Here is a 19,354-nt window from a genome sequence, read left to right on the forward strand (position 1 = left end):
GTATATAAACTTATTTGAATTTTATTAAAATTCAAGTATACTTTACTAATAACCTATATATTCTTTGATTTACTAAAATTAAATTGACCATGTATAATGAGGAACAAGAAAATTATTATCAAAGAATGTTATCTAACTCCATTTCTTCAATGTATCCGTCAGAAGAAGCTAAAAAAAGAGCTAGAAGAAAATCCCCACTTTATTTTGATGATTTAAAAGAAAAATTATTAGTAAAATATGGTGGAAAAAAAGTAACTGATATTAAAAATTCAGAAATAATTTCCACAGATTATGGGGAGACTTTGAAGATAACAACAAAAGAAAAGATTAATTTCAATATTGTTGATAATGATTTTAAAAATCAGATGAACCATAATCTGAAATTGCTTCCAAAAATTGGCATTAAAAAAGAACAAAACCTCAAAAATCAAGGTTATGACACAATAGAATCACTTAAAAAACATGATACATACTGTAATGTAGCATCTAAATTTTTGGATAGCATCGAAGATATGTCATTCCAGGATGTGATGAATTTGCTTGACCGCAATAAGTACTCCCGTAAATGCAGAGATAATCTGATAAAATGCGTCAGTCTTACAGATTGCGAGAACTTCAAATTCATGGACATAGAAACAAAAGGTCTTTCAAATGTGCCTGTAATCCTAATAGGGGTTGCTGAAATAAAAAATGATAACATTATAACTTCACAATATTTTTTAAGAGATTATGGCGAGGAACCTGTAATTCTGGAAGCTTATCTGTCACATTTGGATGAAGATTCTGTTCATGTGACTTTCAATGGAAAAAGTTTTGATGTACCATTTATTAATAATAGATGCATATATAATAGAATTAATGCCAACCTTGATTTGGCTCATATAGATTTGATGTATTTTGCAAAAAATTTATGGAAAGATGAATTGCCAAATTGCAAACTTCAAACAATTGAAAGGGAGTTTTTTGGCATTGAACGGGAAGACGATGTTCCTGGCCAATATATTCCAGGATATTATGATACTTATTTATCCAAAAACAATATTGGTCCTATTGTGCCCATTATAGAACACAACAGGCAGGATATTGTTTCACTAGCATCTTTTTTGGAGAAAATGTATAAGGATGTAAATTAAAATGGGACTTTTTGATAGATTTAAGAAAAATGATAAAAAAGAACGCAAAGCCATTTCAAAAGATGATGTGGAAATTGAAGAAGATCAACTGTTATTGCAAAAAATAGCCACAACAAACAAGGACAGGTACGAACGGGCGGCAGCTGCAGATCAAATAACTAATCAGTATGTTGCATTGGACATGGCTAAAAATGTAAAGGATAGGGCAATCAGATTAATTGCAGCAAATAAGCTCACAGATGAAAATTTACTGTGGGATGCTGCTGAAAACTCAAAATTCTTTGACGTAAGGAGTTTTGCATACGAAAGACTGGGCGAAAACAACAAGTCAATTGCCGAAATTGTAATAAATACAAAGAAAAATCAACATGTGGATGAAATATTTGAAAAGGTCGTTGATGAGGAAACCCTTAAATGGATTGCTATTGAAGCTGACGACAAACGATATAGGAATGAAGCAGTAAGTAAAATAGAGTCCCGAGAAGTTCTGCAGGATTTGATCTTTAAGGCTAATGATAATGATATTAAAAAAGCAGCAATCAATAAAGATAAATTTGATGATGAAAATGTCCTTGAAGAAATTGCAATTTCTCAAAAAGATGAAGGTGTCAAAACTGCAGCAATTAACAAAATCACTGACGGTGAAAAATTAGCAAATATAGCTAAAAATGAAGACAATGCAAAAATCCGTTCACTTATTTTTGAAAAGATAGATAATCCCGAAATATTAAAGGACATAGTTTTAAACTCCGACAAATCTGATGTACGTCTGGATTTGGTTCCAAAATTGGATGATGAAGAATTGCTTACACAAATAGCCTTAAATGATCCTGATAAAATTGTCAGAAGCGAAGCTGTTAAGAAAATTAGTAATGAAGATGATTTGTTGAAGATTATTAAAAATGATGATGACAGGTTCGTTCGCCAAATTGCAGTAAACAATATTAAAAATCCTCAAATATTAATAAACATAGCATTAAACGACGATGACCAATTTGTAAGAAATCATGCAATTAAAAATCCAAATTTAGTTGATGAAAACGATTATTTGGAAATAGTAATCAATTCGACTCATGAAGATGTGGCCAGTGAAGCCATGAAACACATTCATGATGAAAAATCATTTATTAAAATCCTGAACGAAGCAAAATTGGAAAATATCAGAAAGGACACATTGGATAATATTGATGATTTGGAAACATTGATAAAAATTGTTTTAGCCAATAAAGATGAGGAATTTTCACTTAAGGCCTTAAATAAAATCAATGTTGAAAGCTGTCTGATAAAGATATATGAACAGGGGATTTCTGAAAACATCTCAGTCAGAGCAGTTTCCAAAGTCAGAAACCAGAAATTTTTAACAAAAATAGTTAAAAAGGAGCCTCAATGGAGAGTTCGTGAAGCCGCTGTAAAACATATTGTAAGTAAAAAGGTTTTAAAAGAAGTTTCAATCAATGATGAAAACGAATATGTAAGAAATGTGGCAAAAAAGAGGATGAATCTATAAGTAGAATTCAACTTCTTTTCTTTCGCTGTTTGCATTTTCAAATTCAGGTTTTTTAGCTTCAAATGCATCTCCTGAAAATGAACGTGCATTTTCACCACAAATGCTGATGCATGCAGTACATCTGCTGCAAAGATCTAAATTTGTTGAAATAGGATCATCATCTGGAATTGCCTTTTCAGGACAAATTGAAACGCAATCATAACAGAATGCACAGATTGTTTCATCGCAGCTGATTTCAAACGGCAGCTGTTTGTAATCGACATAAGGCCTGTTTCCTGGAATTTCACTTTCAAGACTTTTTCCGCTTTTTATTTTTTCAATGCATTTTTTTGAAAATTCATCGATTTTTTCAATGTCGGCACTGTCAGGTCTTCCCAATGCAACTCCATCAAAAATGGAATGGTGGCTGATGGTTGTTGCAGCTGCAATCACATCAAAATTATTTTCTTTTAACAAATCAATTAATTCAAGTAATGCATCAGTAACATGAGCGTTTCCGTAGTTTGCTATAGCAATTGCTTTAGTGTTATTCCCTTTTAATTTTTCTAATCTTTCACGACCGCTTTTTGGGATTCTGCCTGCAAAAACGGGCATTCCTACAATAGCAATGGTATCTTGCGGAAATTCTTTTTCGCCATTGAAATTCAACAAGTCATAAGTTTCACTACCATCATCAAAATTACTTGCAATCTGTTCGACTACTTTTTTAGTTGTATTGGATGGACTAAAATAAACTTTAACAATTTTTGACATACTCTCACCTGACATTAATTATATTTTTCATACAACTTAATGATTTTTAAATCAATAGAAACTATTTAATAATATTAAATTTAAAAAATAATTTGGTGATACGATGGAATTAATGAGAGAGCTTTCTTTAGCACCTGGTGTATCAGGTTCTGAAGAGGAAATAGCTAATATAATTACACGTGAATTAAAAGATGTTGCTGATAAAATCGAAACTGACAGTATGGGAAACTTAATTGCCACTAAAAAAGGTGAAAAAAAGGCTCCTAGTATTATGTTAGCAGCACACATGGACGAAATTGGTCTAATGGTAAGATATATTGATGATAACGGATTTATTAAATTTTCAAATATTGGTGGAATAAACGATCAAATGCTAATGAACCAAACCGTAACAGTTCATTCATCAGTTGGCGAACCGATTGTCGGAGTAATTGGATCCAAACCACCTCACGTTACCAAACCTGAAGAAAGAAACAAAGTTGTTAAATCTGACGACATGTTTATTGATATTGGTGCTAAAGATAAGGAAGATGCAGAAAAAATGGTCAGAATAGGAGATAAAATGACCTTCAACGCATTATTCGAAGAGTATCCAAACAACTTAATCATGGGTAAGGCATTAGATAACCGTGTAGGATGTTATGTAATGATGGAAGTTTTAAAAAGGGTTGAAACCAGAGCTACTGTTTATGGTGTTGGAACCGTACAGGAAGAAGTAGGTCTTAAAGGAGCTAAAACTTCTGCATTTAGATTAAACCCTGATTTGGCTATTGCACTTGATGTTACATTATCAGGTGACCACCCTGGAATCAAACCTGAAGAGGCACCTGTAGTGATGGGTAAAGGTCCGGCTATTATTTTAGCAGATGCAAGCGGAAGGGGAATTTTAACCCAACAATCAATTAAGGGCATGTTAATCGAAGCTGGGGATGATAATGATATTCCATATCAACTTGAAGTGAGTGATGGTGGAACTACTGATGGAACTGCAATTCACTTAACTCGTGAAGGAATTCCTACTGGTGTTTTATCTGTTCCTACTCGTTATATCCACACTCCAGTAAGTGTATGTAGTATGGATGATATTGAATCAACTATTCAATTGATTACTGAAGCTATAAATAAATTATAGCTATTTTTTTTCTTTTTTTTGATTAAATTAAACATATATTGTTTTATTTAAATCTGTCGTCTGATTTTTGTGATTTTGCTTTTTTGTGTTTGGTTTCAAACCAGCCTATCTTTAGCTCATCAATAGTGTCTTCATATAATTGGGGTACATAGGGTTTGATGTCAAGCAGTGGTGTTCCATCCAAAATGTCAACATTTTCAACATGTATCGTGTTTCCTTCAACTGCATTGACTTTAACAACACTCATTCCAATACGATTTGGCCTTTTGGGAGATCTTGTAGCGAATACTCCATGTGTATCATTATCCATAAACGGTTTTACTTCAAGCATGTAACCTTCTACTTTATGAAGCAGGTAAATCAAATGGATGTGTGAAAAATCTTCAAGGTCTTTTAGACCATCAGCATATTTGTCTTTAATTTCTATTGTTCCTTTTATTCCTTTTGCCCCAGTAGGTTGAATGGGCATTCCTTCAATTTCACTAAATTCGGTATGGATTGTACCGATTGATTCCATTTCGATATTCATAATTATTATTTTCGTTTTGATTTGTAATATAATTTTCTGGTTGAATTTTATTAATTTTATGAATTTCGATAAAATAACTTTTAACAAATTATATGATTTCTATTTTTAATAAATTTACTTATAAATTTTTATTTTTATTTTTTATTCTTTAATAATTCTAATTATAATAAATTAAACTTTTTAATTTGTTTTATAAATGAGTTAATATAATTTTATATCGATATGAAGTATTTTCGGTAATCGATTTTAAATGTCTTATTTCATAGAAAAAACGAAACATTTATATACAATTCGATACAACTTAGTATTGTCAAAAACATATTGATGTGAAATTATGAAATTAAGTGCTAGAAATCAATTAAATGGAAAAATTACTAATGTTGAAAAAGGAGCTGTTATGTCTAATGTTAAAATTGAAATCAGTGAACCTGGTGTTATTACTGCTGTGATTACTAAAGAGTCTGCTGAGAAATTAGGTTTATCTGAAGGTGATGATGTAACTGCAATCATCAAATCTACTGAAGTTATTATAGGAAAATAAAATTATTATATTTGGATGTGAATAGTTATGCAATTAAGTGCTAGAAATCAATTAGAAGGAAAAATTACTAATGTTGAAAAAGGAGCTGTTATGGCTAATATTAAAATTGAAATTGCTGATCCTAATGTTATTACTGCTGTGATTACTAAAGAGTCTGCTGAAAAATTAGGTTTATCTGAAGGTGATGATGTAACTGCAATCATCAAATCTACTGAAGTTATTATAGGAAAATAAGTTTAGGAATTAGGATTAAATTCCTAATAATCCTAATAATATAGAAATAATAAATATAATTATTGCGGCTTTAAACAATGTTTTAAAGCCTTTTACCACTGCATAAATTATTAGAAATAGTATTAATATTCTAATAATATTCATTACCATTTTTAACCTCCTGCGAGGATTGTTTTAGTTCCTTCTTCGGAAATTTCCTCTTTTTTAAATTCAACTTCATATTTTACGGTTTCAATAACTTCTTTTAATGCATCAAGGGTTTCTCCCCTGTGTGCACCTAAAACCGCAACAAGGAATAACATGTCTCCAGTATAGAATTCACCAATGTAGTGAACGACTGAAATTTCGTGAACATTATATTTAATTTTAGCATTATCTACAATCTTTTCAATTTCTGATTTTGTTTTTTCTTTATCAGGTGTTGTTAGAATAAGCTTTTTTAAGTTCATGTTCTCTTCTTTTCCACGTACAATTCCTTCAAATGTGAAAATTGCACCGGAATAATCTATTTTGCTACTTTTTTTCAATTCGTCTATTAAATCTGCTGTTGTTACTTTGTCTTCTTTTGCTTCGATTACACGTACAACCATTTTATCTCTCCATTAGTTAATAGGATTTTATAATATAAATAACTATTGTTATATCTCACTGATTTCCTTTTCAGATAAGTTTTTCAACCTTTCAATGCCGTTTATTTCTGAAAGTACATCGGCAGTTGCTTTTGGAACTAACTCTTGCCAATTTTCATCTTTTAAAATTCTGCGCCTAACCTCAGTTCCTGAAAGGTGTAATCTGTCATAGAGTGGGGGTTGTCTGACTTCAAATCCTTCTTCAGCAAACAATTGTTTTACCAAAGGATTTCCAGAATAAACAATTGAAAATGGTGGAGTCATCATTTTAACATGGGATGGCCAGATTGCATTGAAATTGATATCTTCCATAGGTATGATATAATATCTTTTCGGATCAATATTCATTTCGGCCAGTGCCTGACTCATCATGACAATTCTTTCACCTGCAGTAAAGGGATCTTTAAGTTCATGGCTTAATTGAGCGCTTCCGATTCCAATAATGATTTCATCCACTTCTTCCAGAATCTTGTCAATAACTTGAAGATGTCCGTTATGGACAGGTTGCATTCTTCCAATTAAAATTCCTCGAATATTATCCATGATATCCTCCGTTAAGGCTCCATTGAATCTAAACAGTTTATGAAATTTGTTGCTGTTTGCTGTTTTTGTGTTAGTGAATCTGTAATTGATGTTTCCATTAATGCTGTTGGAATGCCTTTTTTGGCAATTGGTTTTGTTACCTTTTCAGGGCTTGTTCCTTCACTAAATTCATAATCCACCAAATTGACGTCTTTTGATAATTTTGAAATATAAGAATTCATCTTATCAGTCTTATTGGATAATGAGAATATGAAATTAGAATACTCGTAATCAGGATTGATTTCATGAACGTCAACAACTAGGAAAGGATTGTCTTTTGCAATATTGTTTACAACAAATTTATTTGCTAGAAGTTCTCCTGCAGGACGTGTATCATCACGTGAAGTCAAATTACCATTAACTTTTACATAATAGATTACGAATTTTTTTGTAAGATTTTTATCCTCACTATGTGTTATATTGTGAATGGTTTTATTGATTGCTTCATGGATTTCATGTTCTCTTGAATGAACTCCTAGAATAATTCCTACAGTATCATTGGACGATGCATTGCCTGCAACAATCTTATATACCGTTCCATTTACATTATGTCCAACTTCAGTAACATTATAATAGTTTACATTTGTTTCCTCATGGGAAGTAAAGACAATAGCAAGATTAAATATAACAATAGTGATTAGAACTATCAATAATAGTTCATATTGAAGTTTCTTGTTCATATTTTAACCTAAGAATATTTTTACATTACTTTTTATTCTTTTTAATAAAAATACTTTTTTAGTAAACCAAACTTTATAAAACAGTATTTACTAAATAATAATATAAATTATGGAGTTTACATAATGGAAAAGAAAAATATTATTTTAATTGCAGTAGTTATTATAGCAATAGTTGCAGTTGCGGCAGCTATATTTTCTACTAATTTTACTGGTGGATCTGGAAAAAGCATAATTGGGGAATCTACTCAATTTAAAAATTCATTCATGGAAGGTTCTTTTTCAGGAGACGTTAAATTAGCAAATAACTCTTCAAAATACATGCAGTCATATGAAGATAAAAAACACAATATCACATACAATATCTCAACTGTTGATAATTCAACTGCTTTGATGGATATTTATTATCTTCAGGGAGTTATGAATCCTGAACACCGTTCATACAATGGAAATGATTGGAATATTTACTTCTCCCAAGCTATTGAAGGAAATAACTCAAACAACACATTATCAATCGTAATCTGTCAATGTCAAAAAGATAAACAGGGTTATCTGGTCTATATGATTGTCGGATCTAAAACAGATGTAAATACATCTTCACTAAATGTTTACGGAGATGTTTACAAAGGATATGTCGAACCGTTACTCAAATCTTTAACCTTGAAAGAAAGCAAAAACGTTCCGACTATTAACGAAGAATTCGGCCTATCATCTAGTGAGTTCGCTCAACAGATGGAACTTGTAAAACAGTATAAGGCTGGAAATACTTCCGCATTGAACCAACAATCTTAAGAGGCGTCAGGTTAAATGAAAATTACAGTTTTTCATGCAGATGAATGCGACAGAAAAAAATGCACATCCATCAAAATGGAGAAAATGGGTAAATGCAGGTTGGTTTATAACATAAATAAAATACCTTCCGGAGCCATCGTATTGAATCCATATGCTGAAAAAGCTGTATCCTATGAAGACTATAGATATGTTCAAAGAAGAGGAATTGTGGGGCTTGACTGTTCATGGAACGAAGTTTCAAGCTCTAAAAAATTCTTTTCTCTTTCAAAATATCATCGGTCATTACCTTTTTTGATAGCAACCAATCCTGTTAATTATGGGAAACCATGCATTTTATCAACTGTTGAAGCTATTTCAGCTACACTGTACATTACTCGCTTTAAGGATGAAGCTCGTGAATTGATGGATGGTTTTAAATGGGGTCATACATTTTTGGAACTCAATCATGATTTGCTTGAAGCATATAGTGAAGTTGACAGCAGTGCTGAAGTTGTAAAAATTCAAAATGAATTCCTTTCGGAATCCTGATAAATATCACCTATTTTTTTCATACTTTTTTATATTTTTTATACAAAATGAGTCATTCCTCAAGAATCAAACAAAATACTTATTTTTTTTAAAAAATAATTAATTTTGAGCCTCTTTTAAATAAAAAACTTAAAATATTTATATGTCATGATATAATAGTATTACTTAATAAATCTAAATTATAGTGATTAAATGAATTATGTTGTTCTTGCAGTTCTTTTTATTCTATCTGGTTTTTTCATGAAATATTCCGATGACTTATATGATGAGAAACATGATTTGGTTTTTTCAACATTTTTCGGCATTTTATGTGCTATTGCATCTGTTGCAGCTACAGTATACAATACTGGGGCAGCATATATTTTTATTTCTATCCTAATAGGCAATCTCATAGCTTTAAAAGTAGATGGAATCCATCATATTATTACTTTGATTGTTTTTTTAGCAGTGCTGTTGGTTGTAGGAATTCCTGATTTGAGTTTAGTTATTTTGCTGATATGTATTTTAACCATTTTGGCTGATGAAGTATGTCATGAAATAATTCCAAAAAGGACTGAAAACAGGTTTTTAAATTTATTTTTTGAATACCGTTTTTTGATGAAGATTGTAGTATTATTGCTTGCTGTTTGTGGCGTATTTGATATTTGGGTCTTTGTTTGCTTTATTTTATTTGATTTGTCCTACGCTGGAGCAGGTATTGTTTTTGAAAAATTCAATTAAAAAAGTCTGTAAAATTTGGTGTAGATGTTGTAAAGATGTTATGAAGCATAACTATTGTTTCACATCAATGATTTTTTTAAAAAAAGGTTAATGAGAGATAAACTCTCATTTTTTAATTTTTTTATCCTTTAACCTGAACGTCAGGACAAAAACAATAGCCATCAGGGCAGCCGTTACCAGCATTACGAATGCCATTGAATCTTGAATAACAGTATCTGCAATATTAATGACAGTACTGTTCTCTGATTTAATTTCATCTACATTTCCTACTTTTTTGAAGTAATCAAAGATGTCTTGATGTACTTGTTCATTTCCTGAATATTCCGGTGCGTAGGTATCGACTCCATTAGCAATGCCTCCCATTACTCCGAGAATTAGAATTACTCCGATAATTGCCGTACCCATTGATTCACCTAATGTCTGACCGGTTGTAGTAATGCCTGATGCGTTATTTTGATTTTCATCCGGAATATTGATTAATGCAATATCAGTACTTAAAGCCATTATGAAACCAATTCCAGATCCCAATATGAACATTCCAGGCATTAAATTCAGCATTGTTGTATTTATTTTAAATTGATAACTTAAAATCACACATCCGATGATTGCTATTATGCTTCCAATTGCCATAAGTGACTTGTGATTCAATTTTTCAGTTAAACTTGGAGCTATCGCTGCAAAAATAAGCAAACCTACAGTCAAAGGAAGTGTGGTCAAACCGGTATTGAATGCATTTAAATTTAATACAGTTTGCATAAACAGGGAAACTACAAATAATCCTCCTCCCATTACAATATAACTCAATAATATAATGATTGAGCCAACGCGTAAATTTTTGTCTTTAAATAGGTCCATATCAAGTAATGGTACTTCACCTTTTCTTTTTCTTTTGATTTCAAACAATGCAAATACTGCTAAGGCAATTACGCCTAAAATAATTACAACTATGCTGGTGGTGGCATCCTCACTCAACATCAAAATACCAAGAACAAATAAAATAAGGCCTATAAATGAAATTATGGCGCCGGTAATATCCAAATCTCTTTTGGATTCTGTAGGTTCGAAATCAGGTATTTTATTTCGCATTGCTAAAATAATGATAACGATTAGTAGTTCACTTGCAAACCCATATCTCCAACTGAGAAATGTTGTCATTATTCCTCCGAAAAGTGGGCCGACAGCGGCTGAAAGTGCGGCCATTACACTCTCAATTGCCAAAGCAAATGTGCGTCTTTCTCCGGAATATGTTCCACTTATTATGGAAACGGTTGCAGGTGTCATTAATGCCCCTGCAAGACCTTCTATCACTGCCCATCCGATAAATAACATTGTATCACTTTGACTTATTGCTGCAATGAATGTACCGATACCATAAAGTACAGCACCGATTAAAAACAGTCTCTTTTTACCAACTATATCTTGAAGTTTGGTACTTAACAGCATGAATGCTGCAGTTATGAGGGTATAAAATGCCATGGTCATTTGGATGGTACTCACATTAGTATTCAAATCAGCAACAACCTGGGAAATACTAACGTTCATGAATGTAGAATCCAATGTTATAATAAATGAAGCACAGGCCACTAATATCAATGGAATCCAAGAGTGCTCCCTAATAGTTTCATTCATTTATTAATCCTCCAATATATTGTCTGTAATATAATTATATGTATAGAGATACCTTCAATCAATTTATATCTCATTGTGTGTTATTTTTCTTTTTGTTGTTTTATATAATTTTCATAAAAAAAATTAGATGAAGATATCCTTAAAAAAGCAAGAATTTTCGAAAAAATCAATCAATTGCTAATTATATGCAAATACAAATCCTTAAGGTAATGGAGAAAGTTACCATAAACAATCCTTTAAATCATTAAATTGCTGAATTAAAAGTTTTGAAATGGCAATTGAAAGAGAATATAAAAACATTTATCCAATTATTGAATTTTTACAGGTGATTATATTAAATCACGTATTTGATAAAAAAATAGATGATTGTAGATTGAATCTACAATATTAAAACTTGTTTTTCATTTCAGCCAGATGGTCTTTGTTTTTCATTTCATGTCTTTTTTCGGCTAATATTTCCATTCCTGCAAATACCAAACCGGTTAAAACAAATGTCAAATGAAGCGCTATTCTCCAGAATTCAACATTTGGATCGACTGTTGTTGTTGCATTTAAAAAGTCCTGAAGCAATTCAATTAGGGATATTGCCACTACGGAACCGATAATCTTAAGTTTAAGACCTGAAAAATCCAAACGTCCCATCCATGAAGGGCGGTCTCTGTGCTTTTCTGCAACATCTATCTTTGATATGAAATTTTCATAGCCTGAAAATGCTACAATGACCACTAAATTTGCGACCAGAGTCAAGTCCAGCAATTCTAAAACATGAACAATCCATTCGTCATCAGTCAATGTGTTCATTATCTGGATAAAGTGGATTACGTCCCCTATGAATTTCCATAATATTAAAAACAGTACTAAAATTAATATTATATACATTGGGGATAAAATCCATCTGCTTGCAAACAGCAGTTTTTCAGCTTTGTCTTCTAGCCAGTGTCTGTTGTCTTTCAGTGAAATAGTTTCCTCCTCCTATAGGTATTTTATATTCAGGCTCTCATTACCTGATTTTACATAATCTTTAAGTTCCTTTTCAATTTCCAGAATATTGTTGTTGTATATCAAGTTGTTTGAAAGATTTTCAAATTTTAGATTTTCAACTTTAACAACTGCATTTTCATTATATATGATAAATGAATCTTCATGCTCTCTTTTGATTATGAATTGTGATGATTTGATATGTGATTTGCCGTTTTCAAGGAATATCAAATTGTTGTTAAAGCTGTCTCTTGTAAATCTGGATTTTTCAATTATCAATTCGCTGCTTTCATTATCATTTTGAAATATTATGTTGGAATACTTGTTTGAAATGTTATTAATGGATTTGCAATTTTTCATCCAAACAATTGAGGCATTGAATAGAACGCTTCCCTGTTTAAACGCTTTGTTTTCTTTAAACCTGCATTCATCAAGTGAAACATTTCCCTCATTATTGAGGACTCCTCCATTTTTAGCGACGTTTGATTTAAAACAACAATTGTTCAAATCTAAAATCTTTTTGTTGTCGATTGCACCGCCATTTCCAATGGCTGAATTGTATAAAAAATTGCAGTCAGTCAGTTTCAAATTTCCACAATTGCCTATTGCACCTCCATTATCGGAATTTGCAATGTTCTTGTTGAAATTGCACTTTTTCGCCTCAAGGGTGCCTTCGTTTTTGAGGGCTCCTCCGTAAGATGAAATGTTGCAATCGAAATCGCAGTTGAATAAGCTCAGAGATTTTCCTTTGTTGATTATCGCTCCGCCTTCTTTGGATGTGCCATTCCTGAAGTTGATGTTTGATAAAGAAACATTGTCCGCAGTGATTTTGAAGATATTTGACATTCCCATGGCATCAATCCTGTGGCCGGCCCCATCAATCCTTAAATTGTCGATGTCAATAACAATCTCATTTTTTCCTTTAAATTCAATATCGCAATCAAGTTTGATTTCACTTTTTCCGCTTTGAATCAAATCATTCAGGTATTTTGGTGATTTTGCATCATTTGAATTGATGTGTATGAATCCACCGTGGGTTATCCCATTAATGAAATCCTTTTGAAAGCTTTTGATGTTAATGATTCCAACATTATAAACTTCAATGTCCTGTGCTTTGCGGCCCATTTTAAAGTTGCAGGTTTCCAAAGTCAAATCCGATGCATTGAATATTGACGGTCCCTTTGACGAATTGTTGTTTGAAAAATTGGAAAACATCACGGTCATGGTCTTTTTGTTGTATATTGCACCTCCAAAGCGAGCAGTATTGCTTCTAAAATCACAGCTATCAATAATTACAGAGCCGTTTTCATTGTAAATAGCTCCACCATTGTCTCGGGCGGAATGGTTGTTGATGAAATTGCATTCAATAATTCTCAATTTCCCATTCCTGTTGTAGATGGCGCCTCCGGCCTGATCTGGATGTGCATTTTTAAAGGTAATGTTTTTTAGGGTAATGTTGTCTCCAGTGATATTGAAGATTTGTTCCCTGTTTGAGGTGATTGCATAGTTTTTCCCGTCAATTGTGATGTTGTCTGTGTTGATATTGACGGTTTTGGTTAAATCAATGTCCTTTTTTAAAGTGATTTCCTTTAAACCTTTATTGATTAAGGACTCAATGTCATTTTCATCAATTTCTGGGGAAGAAATAACCTTTGTAATTCTGTCTTTAAAACCCATGGCTACACCTTGTTTAATAATATATTATTTATTAAATATAAATGGTTTTTTAACGGTTCTTAATGAAAGCTTTTGCTTTATATGACTTATATTAAATATTCAATAAAAATAGTTCTATATTATAAAACATGTTTTAATTGGTGAAGTCATGGCGCATGATGTTTTTATTAGTTATTCAACAAAAAATACAGAATATGCAGATGCGGTCTGTAAAAAACTAGAAGATAATGGTATTGAATGTTGGATTGCACCGAGGAATATTAAAACTGGTACCAATTATGCCAAAGAGATTATGGACGGTTTGAAATTATCCAAACTGGTTGTTTTGATTTTTTCTAAAGACGCGCAGGAATCTGAATATGTCAACAATGAAATCGATACTGCTTTTTCGAAAAACGGTCAACCTATTGTTGCATTGAAAGTTGATGATTCATTTCCTGAAAAACAAATGGAATTCTTTTTGAAAAATTCCCAATGGTTGGATGCATCTCCTACTGCACTTAAAAAAGAAAACAAAACACTTGACAGTTGTTATGACCAATTAGTTGGTGATGTTCAACGCATATTGGATGGAAAAACTCCAGTTTCAGATTCTGGCGGTGTTGGAAACATTGTTATACCTGGCAAGGAAAAAGGATTTTTTGATAAATATAAATGGCCTATTGTAATTGCGGTTATTCTTTTGATTGCTGTTGGAGGGTTTTTGGCTTATAGTAATATGAACGGTCAATCAGGCAACGGGTCAAATGAAACTGGAATGTCTATAGGGTATATTGGTTTGGAAAAATATGGTGATGCCTACACTTATTTTGTATTTGGAGATATTGCTGAAGGATTCAGCAACTCATCTAGTGATGTGATTCATATTGATTATTATGACAATTCTGGAAAAGTTGTCAAAAGCAGCAATACTAAAATTGGTGATGTTGACGGTAATATTTTAGGTTCTGTTGACGTAAACAAAAAGGATATAGTTAAAGTTTCAGCACAATTGCAGAATAAGGACAAAAAGGTATTGTATAGTGTAGAAAGTGATAATATTATAGAACAGTAGTGGGGTTTATTATGGCTGATGAGGTATATATCTGTTATGATGAACGGGACTTGGAAATGGCAAAAAAGGTTTGTGACACTTTAGAGGACAATGGATTGGATTGCTGGTTGAAAAACCGTGACACCGGCGCAAAACACATGGTTGATGAAATCATGAATGCAATCAAAAAATCCAAAGTTATGGTTTTGTTATATTCACAAAACTCCAAGGATTCCAATTTTGTTAACAATGAGGTGGATATTGCATTCGCAGAAAAAAGATCAATTTTGGTCTTTCAAATTGATGATTCAAAATTGGACGGCAGTTTAGAATTCTTCTTGAGGAATAAACCTAGGATTCAAGCTTATCCAAATCCTGAAGATAGATTTGACCGTTTGGTTCAAAACACTTCAAAACTTGTAAAAGAACAGTCAGCAATCGACAGGAACATTGGTAATGTTATTAAAAATCATAAAGTTCCAGTAATTATTGGAATTGTAGTTATTTTGCTTGTTGTAGGTGTTTTAGGATATATGATGTATAATGGAGGAAGTGGCACAACGAATGCCACTCAAATAAAAGCAGGTGATATTAAGCTCAATATCACAGATTTCCATGTGGATGATGTCAGAAAGGAAAAAACTAACTGGAACTACTCTTATTATGTGGGTGGAAAAATTTCTCCAGCACCTGGTGATCAGGATGGGTGCGTGATTGTCGTTGATTTCTATGATGAATCAGGTAAACTGGTTGAAACAACAGAAACTCCATTTAAAGATGCTCAAAAGGTTAGTTCTGGATTTTTACTAGGATCTGCAACATCTGATAAGAACAATATTAAACTTGCAGATGCCCAATTGGTTAATAAGGAGAATATTATTATTGCTCAGGATGAAGCGCAATTATGATTTTTGTTAAGGGTGATGATTATTATGGATAAAAAATATATTCTAATAATTCTTTTGATTGCAGTGATTGCCGTGGTTGGAGGTTATTTCCTATTGAATGGAAACAATATTCAAACTGTATCCGGCGAACAAACTACAATTGTTTTAAGTAAATCAGCATATATGGAAGTTCCTAAAGATTCAAATGCTACATCCAATGCTGATAAAAAGGGAATTTTCTATTATAAGGATAAAGATGATAATATAAACATTACTAGTTGTTCCAATTTGTCCGCTTCATCAAGTGTTAAGGAAATGAAGAAACTTAAGAATTCAGTTTCAACCGGAGCCAAGAAAATGGTTGAAAACGATGTGGTTGTGTATGAAAAGGATGGTATATACTCAGTATTCGCTAAAAATACTCAGTATAATGATACCTTATTGATACAATCATCTGATAAAAACGTTTTATTGGCATGTTGGAATAGTGTTAAATACCACGATCCAACCGATAAAATTAAGTTTAACGGTACTGCAGGCGATAATGGATCTGGTTCTGTAGTTAATGCTATCGAGCAAACTCAAAGTGCTGTTCAGGCTAGTGAATCTTCTTCTAGTTCTTACAGTGAGTCATCATCTTCCAGTTCCTCATCCGATTCATCTTATGATTATTCAGGTTCTGGTAGTGGAGGTTACAGTGACTTTGGTTTTGACACTGGTTCATCCAGTTCAGGTTCCAGTTCTAGTGGATCCAGCGGCGGGGGTTACAGTGACTTTGGTTTCGGATACTTTGGTTACTATAGAGATTTAGGATTTATCCTTTAATCTCTTTTTTTCTATTTTCATGTACATGGGTATTTTAACAATTTTTCTTTTTATGGTTCATCATGTTTTTTCAGTAAGTAATGGTCAATTAAACTGATGGTTTTGTGCTTTTTTTCATTTTAATTAATGACTTCTTTACAAATATTTGACTTTTCAAGTGGCACTGAATATCGTTTTTCTTAATTAAAGCATTTGCTTTACATTAGAATTTAAAATATTTATATATACTAATTGATTCCATATTTAAACATATAAAAATTAAATCAATGGGTAACTAGAAAATTGATATGATTAGGTGTTAGCATGGGTGAAAGTAATTTAAGACAATATATTGATGATTTTTTTGATGAATTAATCCTCTATGATGATTATTACAATGGCCATTACTATAAAATGCTGTTAAAAACAGGAATTGATGTTTTTCTAGATAATGAGAATTCATATACTGCCTATGAAATTTATAGGACATTTTTCATGATTTATCAGATCTCACATGAAAACAAATCTGAAAAACATTCTCCTAACGAAATAAAAATCGTTAAAGAGAAAAATATCCTTTTGGATTTGGTTAAGACAATGAAAGATTATGAAGAAAATACTGGAGATTTGATTGAAAAGCAAAGGGACCATTTTATTCACTCTGTAAATGTTTTTCTATTAGGATTGGCAATTTATTCTCAAAATAAAAGTTATAGGGATAAATTCAAACAGTATGTTCTTAATAGTCCTTATAAAAAATATTATAGGATTGACGGCGAATTTTCTCATGAGGAATTTTTATACCGTTGGGGTGTAGCAGCCCTTTTCCATGACATAGGTTATCCTGTTGAAATTATTGGAAAACAATTAAAAAAATTTATCAATGATGGAATTAAATCTATTTCAAGTAGCTACAATGCCGATACTGCAATTGATTTTAAAGATTTCAATGAATTTAACACAATCGTTAAAAAGGATCCTAATTTTGCAGACAAATACACTTCCGTTTATCCTGAAGCAAAATTTTTAAACTTATTTAAACCTACTGACATCATGGCCCATAAGATTTCTACTGATTTTAAGGGAATTGATGTTAATCAGGTAATCAAACACCTTGACTCCTTTGTTGACATCATGGGGGACAGCGGTTTTATCGACCACGGGTTCTTTTCATCAATTTTGGTTTTAAATTCCTACGGGTATCTGATTCAAAAATATGCTAAAAACAATGATTTCTTCTTTTATCCGATAGTTGACAGTGCTACAGCTATTCTGTTGCACAACTATTATAGAAATGTTTTGCAAAAAAAGCCTTTTGATTTAAAAACTTTGCATCCGTCTCAATCTCCATTGGCGTTCCTGCTGATTTTATGTGATGAGCTTCAGGAATGGAACAGACAGCCTTTTGGTGTTAAAGACAAGCAAAGAAGCCATGTAAATGAATTGGTTATAAATATTGATGACAGGGGAATGGATGTGGAATATATTGTTAGGGAAGGTGCAATGGGACTCGGCTTTTCTGAAGATAAAGAGGAATTCCTTAAAACAGTCTTATCATTAAGAAGCATTTTCAAATTTGGTTTGAGAATAATCACCGATGTTTCACAGGATAACATTATTAGGGAAAATGTTCACTCAGAAGCTCAAGCGCCGGATATCCTGCTTAGAAATGTTGAAACCATTGCTATTCAAATTCACAATCAGTATGTGGAAACCACCAAACAGCAATATGAAGAAAAGCTTGCACTGGGTGAAGAAATTGATGATGAATTCATGGAAAAATACAATAACCTGACTACATTTGATGAGTTAACTCCACAGCTTAAAATAGCAAACATTAGACAGGCAAGGTCAATCCCAAATAAATTGGATATCATCGGCTGTGAAATTGCATCTAATGATGATGAAAGAGATGCAATTTTAAGATTCTCTAAAGATGAAATTTTGGATTTGGCTATTCTGGAGCATCAGGAATGGTGTGATGAAAAAATAGGTACTGGTTGGACTTTGGGTGAAAAAGATGTTGAGAATCTCGTTACTCCTTATCTTGTTCCATGGGATGAGTTGACAGAGGATATTCAACAGTATGATATTGACCCTATTAAGAACATTATTCCGCTTATGGATTCTTTAGGGTTGAAGGTTGTAAGAACTAAAGAGAGGCTTTTAACATTTGAAATGCATAATTTTTACTCAGAATATAACAAGAGTGCCGGTCATTTCGATGATTTGCCAAGCTATATTAAATATTCCAACTATAAACAGACTGATTTCCTTTTAAGAATCTTGTCTGAGTTGGGTTATGATGTAATTGATATTGAAGATGCTGGTGAGACAGTAATGTCATTTGATGAGGATTCAATTGAATATTTAGCTAAAAGGGAACATAATGAGTGGTATAAACTTAAAGTTAACTTGGGATGGACATATGATGCAGTCAAAGATGATGTGGCAAAAACCAACCCTAATTTAGTGGAATGGGATCAGCTTGACCATGAAACCAAGGAGCTGAACAGACGCACATTCAGAAACCTCCCTCAATTATGTGGAAATGTTGGCTTGAAAATTGTTAAAAATTAGTGTCGGTGG

General features: G+C 32.2%; 20 protein-coding genes. 12 read left to right on the forward strand and 8 right to left on the reverse strand.

Annotation, left to right across the window (positions count from 1 at the left end):
• The first annotated feature begins 89 nt into the window (after nucleotides 1-89).
• On the forward strand, nucleotides 90-1,133 hold the full coding sequence (locus tag QZN45_RS02950; protein WP_296810989.1) for a ribonuclease H-like domain-containing protein: 1,044 nt from the start codon (nucleotides 90-92) through the stop codon (nucleotides 1,131-1,133).
• Nucleotide 1,134: 1 nt separating this feature from the next.
• Nucleotides 1,135-2,640 (forward strand): HEAT repeat domain-containing protein, encoded by a 1,506-nt coding sequence (locus tag QZN45_RS02955; protein ID WP_296810992.1) that lies wholly within the window; start codon nucleotides 1,135-1,137, stop codon nucleotides 2,638-2,640.
• On the opposite strand, the gene QZN45_RS02960 is transcribed toward QZN45_RS02955, so the two are convergent.
• Nucleotides 2,635-3,393: a ferredoxin gene (locus tag QZN45_RS02960; RefSeq protein ID WP_296810996.1), complete on the reverse strand. Its 759-nt coding sequence runs from the start codon at nucleotides 3,391-3,393 to the stop codon at nucleotides 2,635-2,637. The genes QZN45_RS02955 and QZN45_RS02960 overlap by 6 nt on opposite strands.
• 103 nt (nucleotides 3,394-3,496) lie before the next feature.
• On the opposite strand from QZN45_RS02960, the gene QZN45_RS02965 reads away from it, so the two are divergent.
• Nucleotides 3,497-4,525 carry a M42 family metallopeptidase gene (locus tag QZN45_RS02965; protein ID WP_296810999.1) on the forward strand — a complete coding sequence of 343 codons (1,029 nt, stop codon included), beginning with the start codon at nucleotides 3,497-3,499 and terminating at the stop codon, nucleotides 4,523-4,525.
• A 43-nt stretch (nucleotides 4,526-4,568) separates the two neighbouring features.
• Here the strand turns inward: QZN45_RS02965 and tsaA are convergent, their stop codons facing one another.
• Nucleotides 4,569-5,054 carry a tRNA (N6-threonylcarbamoyladenosine(37)-N6)-methyltransferase TrmO gene (gene tsaA, locus QZN45_RS02970; protein WP_292606488.1) on the reverse strand — a complete coding sequence of 162 codons (486 nt, stop codon included), beginning with the start codon at nucleotides 5,052-5,054 and terminating at the stop codon, nucleotides 4,569-4,571.
• Nucleotides 5,055-5,388: 334 nt separating this feature from the next.
• On the opposite strand from tsaA, the gene QZN45_RS02975 reads away from it, so the two are divergent.
• Nucleotides 5,389-5,595 (forward strand): molybdopterin-binding protein, encoded by a 207-nt coding sequence (locus QZN45_RS02975; protein ID WP_296811002.1) that lies wholly within the window; start codon nucleotides 5,389-5,391, stop codon nucleotides 5,593-5,595.
• Nucleotides 5,596-5,622: 27 nt separating this feature from the next.
• Nucleotides 5,623-5,829, forward strand: coding sequence for a molybdopterin-binding protein (locus QZN45_RS02980; RefSeq protein WP_296811005.1), 207 nt, complete (start codon nucleotides 5,623-5,625; stop codon nucleotides 5,827-5,829).
• A gap of 152 nt (nucleotides 5,830-5,981) precedes the next feature.
• Here the strand turns inward: QZN45_RS02980 and QZN45_RS02985 are convergent, their stop codons facing one another.
• From QZN45_RS02985 to QZN45_RS02995, 3 genes are read right to left on the reverse strand one after another with little or no spacing between them, the layout of a single operon-like run.
• Nucleotides 5,982-6,419: a molybdenum cofactor biosynthesis protein MoaE gene (locus QZN45_RS02985; RefSeq protein ID WP_296811008.1), complete on the reverse strand. Its 438-nt coding sequence runs from the start codon at nucleotides 6,417-6,419 to the stop codon at nucleotides 5,982-5,984.
• Nucleotides 6,420-6,467: 48 nt separating this feature from the next.
• Complete coding sequence (locus tag QZN45_RS02990; RefSeq protein ID WP_296811011.1) at nucleotides 6,468-7,001, reverse strand: nicotinamide-nucleotide adenylyltransferase; 534 nt, start codon at nucleotides 6,999-7,001, stop codon at nucleotides 6,468-6,470.
• Between the two features lie 11 nt (nucleotides 7,002-7,012).
• Nucleotides 7,013-7,720 (reverse strand): hypothetical protein, encoded by a 708-nt coding sequence (locus QZN45_RS02995; RefSeq protein ID WP_296811014.1) that lies wholly within the window; start codon nucleotides 7,718-7,720, stop codon nucleotides 7,013-7,015.
• 123 nt (nucleotides 7,721-7,843) lie between these two features.
• On the opposite strand from QZN45_RS02995, the gene QZN45_RS03000 reads away from it, so the two are divergent.
• The 3 genes from QZN45_RS03000 (at nucleotide 7,844) to QZN45_RS03010 (ending at nucleotide 9,757) form a co-directional block, all read left to right on the forward strand.
• The gene (locus QZN45_RS03000; protein WP_296811018.1) at nucleotides 7,844-8,509 is read left to right on the forward strand and encodes a hypothetical protein; all 666 of its coding nucleotides are present in this window, start codon (nucleotides 7,844-7,846) and stop codon (nucleotides 8,507-8,509) included.
• A gap of 15 nt (nucleotides 8,510-8,524) precedes the next feature.
• Nucleotides 8,525-9,037, forward strand: a complete 513-nt coding sequence (locus QZN45_RS03005; protein WP_292608162.1) for a DUF367 family protein — start codon at nucleotides 8,525-8,527, stop codon at nucleotides 9,035-9,037.
• Nucleotides 9,038-9,229: 192 nt separating this feature from the next.
• Nucleotides 9,230-9,757, forward strand: a complete 528-nt coding sequence (locus tag QZN45_RS03010) for a hypothetical protein (RefSeq protein WP_292608165.1) — start codon at nucleotides 9,230-9,232, stop codon at nucleotides 9,755-9,757.
• A gap of 105 nt (nucleotides 9,758-9,862) precedes the next feature.
• Here QZN45_RS03010 and QZN45_RS03015 read toward each other — a convergent pair whose 3' ends face one another.
• The 3 genes from QZN45_RS03015 to QZN45_RS03025 all read right to left on the reverse strand — a co-directional run bounded on the left by QZN45_RS03015 (nucleotide 9,863) and on the right by QZN45_RS03025 (nucleotide 14,041).
• Nucleotides 9,863-11,386 (reverse strand): MFS transporter, encoded by a 1,524-nt coding sequence (locus QZN45_RS03015; RefSeq protein WP_296811021.1) that lies wholly within the window; start codon nucleotides 11,384-11,386, stop codon nucleotides 9,863-9,865.
• A gap of 387 nt (nucleotides 11,387-11,773) precedes the next feature.
• Complete coding sequence (locus QZN45_RS03020) at nucleotides 11,774-12,346, reverse strand: TIGR00645 family protein (RefSeq protein ID WP_342764023.1); 573 nt, start codon at nucleotides 12,344-12,346, stop codon at nucleotides 11,774-11,776.
• 12 nt (nucleotides 12,347-12,358) lie between these two features.
• Nucleotides 12,359-14,041, reverse strand: a complete 1,683-nt coding sequence (locus QZN45_RS03025) for a hypothetical protein (protein ID WP_296811023.1) — start codon at nucleotides 14,039-14,041, stop codon at nucleotides 12,359-12,361.
• Nucleotides 14,042-14,189: 148 nt separating this feature from the next.
• On the opposite strand from QZN45_RS03025, the gene QZN45_RS03030 reads away from it, so the two are divergent.
• The 4 genes from QZN45_RS03030 (at nucleotide 14,190) to QZN45_RS03045 (ending at nucleotide 19,345) form a co-directional block, all read left to right on the forward strand.
• Nucleotides 14,190-15,095 (forward strand): toll/interleukin-1 receptor domain-containing protein, encoded by a 906-nt coding sequence (locus QZN45_RS03030; protein WP_296811027.1) that lies wholly within the window; start codon nucleotides 14,190-14,192, stop codon nucleotides 15,093-15,095.
• Nucleotides 15,096-15,106: 11 nt separating this feature from the next.
• Nucleotides 15,107-15,982 (forward strand): toll/interleukin-1 receptor domain-containing protein, encoded by an 876-nt coding sequence (locus QZN45_RS03035; RefSeq protein ID WP_296800514.1) that lies wholly within the window; start codon nucleotides 15,107-15,109, stop codon nucleotides 15,980-15,982.
• Nucleotides 15,983-16,006: 24 nt separating this feature from the next.
• Nucleotides 16,007-16,786, forward strand: a complete 780-nt coding sequence (locus QZN45_RS03040) for a hypothetical protein (protein ID WP_296811029.1) — start codon at nucleotides 16,007-16,009, stop codon at nucleotides 16,784-16,786.
• Between the two features lie 303 nt (nucleotides 16,787-17,089).
• Nucleotides 17,090-19,345, forward strand: a complete 2,256-nt coding sequence (locus QZN45_RS03045; RefSeq protein WP_292608183.1) for a RyR domain-containing protein — start codon at nucleotides 17,090-17,092, stop codon at nucleotides 19,343-19,345.
• The last annotated feature ends 9 nt before the right edge of the window (nucleotides 19,346-19,354 follow it).

Origin of the sequence: uncultured Methanobrevibacter sp., from assembly GCF_900314695.1 — an archaeon.
Classification (GTDB): Archaea; Methanobacteriota; Methanobacteria; order Methanobacteriales; family Methanobacteriaceae; genus Methanocatella.

Bases quoted from the DNA above. Each gene is read 5' to 3' on its own strand.
- QZN45_RS02950 (WP_296810989.1), top strand. From the start codon at position 90: ATGTATAATGAGGAACAAGAAAATTATTATCAAAGAATGTTATCTAAC.
- QZN45_RS02955 (WP_296810992.1), top strand. From the start codon at position 1,135: ATGGGACTTTTTGATAGATTTAAGAAAAATGATAAAAAAGAACGCAAA.
- QZN45_RS02960 (WP_296810996.1), bottom strand. From the start codon at position 3,393: ATGTCAAAAATTGTTAAAGTTTATTTTAGTCCATCCAATACAACTAAA.
- QZN45_RS02965 (WP_296810999.1), top strand. From the start codon at position 3,497: ATGGAATTAATGAGAGAGCTTTCTTTAGCACCTGGTGTATCAGGTTCT.
- tsaA (WP_292606488.1), bottom strand. From the start codon at position 5,054: ATGAATATCGAAATGGAATCAATCGGTACAATCCATACCGAATTTAGT.
- QZN45_RS02975 (WP_296811002.1), top strand. From the start codon at position 5,389: ATGAAATTAAGTGCTAGAAATCAATTAAATGGAAAAATTACTAATGTT.
- QZN45_RS02980 (WP_296811005.1), top strand. From the start codon at position 5,623: ATGCAATTAAGTGCTAGAAATCAATTAGAAGGAAAAATTACTAATGTT.
- QZN45_RS02985 (WP_296811008.1), bottom strand. From the start codon at position 6,419: ATGGTTGTACGTGTAATCGAAGCAAAAGAAGACAAAGTAACAACAGCA.
- QZN45_RS02990 (WP_296811011.1), bottom strand. From the start codon at position 7,001: ATGGATAATATTCGAGGAATTTTAATTGGAAGAATGCAACCTGTCCAT.
- QZN45_RS02995 (WP_296811014.1), bottom strand. From the start codon at position 7,720: ATGAACAAGAAACTTCAATATGAACTATTATTGATAGTTCTAATCACT.
- QZN45_RS03000 (WP_296811018.1), top strand. From the start codon at position 7,844: ATGGAAAAGAAAAATATTATTTTAATTGCAGTAGTTATTATAGCAATA.
- QZN45_RS03005 (WP_292608162.1), top strand. From the start codon at position 8,525: ATGAAAATTACAGTTTTTCATGCAGATGAATGCGACAGAAAAAAATGC.
- QZN45_RS03010 (WP_292608165.1), top strand. From the start codon at position 9,230: ATGAATTATGTTGTTCTTGCAGTTCTTTTTATTCTATCTGGTTTTTTC.
- QZN45_RS03015 (WP_296811021.1), bottom strand. From the start codon at position 11,386: ATGAATGAAACTATTAGGGAGCACTCTTGGATTCCATTGATATTAGTG.
- QZN45_RS03025 (WP_296811023.1), bottom strand. From the start codon at position 14,041: ATGGGTTTTAAAGACAGAATTACAAAGGTTATTTCTTCCCCAGAAATT.
- QZN45_RS03030 (WP_296811027.1), top strand. From the start codon at position 14,190: ATGGCGCATGATGTTTTTATTAGTTATTCAACAAAAAATACAGAATAT.
- QZN45_RS03035 (WP_296800514.1), top strand. From the start codon at position 15,107: ATGGCTGATGAGGTATATATCTGTTATGATGAACGGGACTTGGAAATG.
- QZN45_RS03040 (WP_296811029.1), top strand. From the start codon at position 16,007: ATGGATAAAAAATATATTCTAATAATTCTTTTGATTGCAGTGATTGCC.
- QZN45_RS03045 (WP_292608183.1), top strand. From the start codon at position 17,090: ATGGGTGAAAGTAATTTAAGACAATATATTGATGATTTTTTTGATGAA.